The following is a 1,105-nucleotide window of genomic DNA, read 5'->3' as shown; positions in this document are numbered from 1 at the left end:
AGACCGGTGGATCAGGGCTGAGGCGTCGGCGCGCACCCCGACCGCGTAGTTCAACGGGACGACAGCCGATCATCCGGGGCCCGGCGCGGCGAGACGAGCGCCTCCCAAGGCGTGCTGGCGCATGCCGGCAGCAGGTACGCCCGCCACATAGTGCCAATAGAGCGCCGCAATCGAGCGGCGAAGTTCACAGGCTCGCGGCGGCGTCCAGGTGCCCGCGTCTCAGAACCCTTCGTATGCGCGATCCGCCGAGGAGCCGGCGACGCAAGGCGCTGTCCACGCTCTTGAGCCTGCTTGCGTCGCCGGGCGTCAGGCGCAGCAGCTGGTGGGCAGGTTCGAGCGAAACAGCCCGGCGGCGATGCGCAGTGCCTCGCTCATGGTGAGGTAGGGCGCCCAGGTGTCGGCGAGGTCGTCGACGGTAAGGCCGAACTTGATCGCGTACGTCGCGGCGAGCATCACGTCGCCGGCTCCGTCGAGGGCGGCGTGGACCCCGAGGACTTCGCGGGTCTTCGCGTCGATGACGAGCTTGAGGGTTCCGCGGGGATCCTGGTTGATCAGTGCTCGGGGAATGTCTTGGGCGCTTAGGACCCGACATTCGCAGGAGTGCCCCAGCTCCGTGGCGCGATGCTCGGTGAGTCCCGCGCTGGCGATCTGCGGGGTGGTGAAGGTGACACCGGGCAGGCCGCGGTAGTCCACCGTGGATGGCTCGCCCAGGGCGCCGGCGGCGGCGACGTGTCCGGTCTGCGCGGCCACGTAGACGTACTGCGGTCCGCCGGCGACGTCACCGGCGGCGAACACCCGCGGGTTGGTGGTGCGTTGGTTCTGGTCGACGACGATGAACCCGCGCTCGTCGGTCTGCACACCTGCGGCGTCCAGGCCCAGGTCGCGTGTGTCGGCGAAGCGGCCGGTCGCGACCAGGAGCCGCTGACCCTGCGCTCGGGTGCCGGCTGTCGTGGTGACCACGACCCCGTTCTCGGTGCGCGCGACCGTGACCGCGCGCTCCTCGACCACCGTGATGCCTTCGTCGTTGAACACGTCGCGGAGTACGTCAGCAACCTCGGGCTCTGTGTGCGGGGCGAAGCGCCCGACGAGGGTGACCTCTACGCCC

The 1,105-nt window shown here is 70.1% G+C and carries 1 protein-coding gene; it reads right to left on the bottom strand.

All coding sequences use genetic code 11. From position 1 onward, the window contains the following. Positions 1-306 precede the first annotated feature (306 nt). Positions 307-1,105, bottom strand: a 799-nt coding sequence (locus N866_RS18860) for an FAD-dependent oxidoreductase (RefSeq protein WP_034229709.1), incomplete at its 5' end; no start/stop codon positions are given.

It is taken from the genome of Actinotalea ferrariae CF5-4 (assembly GCF_000603945.1).
GTDB classification, from domain to species: Bacteria; Actinomycetota; Actinomycetes; order Actinomycetales; family Cellulomonadaceae; genus Actinotalea; species Actinotalea ferrariae.
The sequence above is the reverse complement of the archived record's forward strand: the minus strand, read 5'-3'. Positions and strand labels throughout refer to the sequence as shown.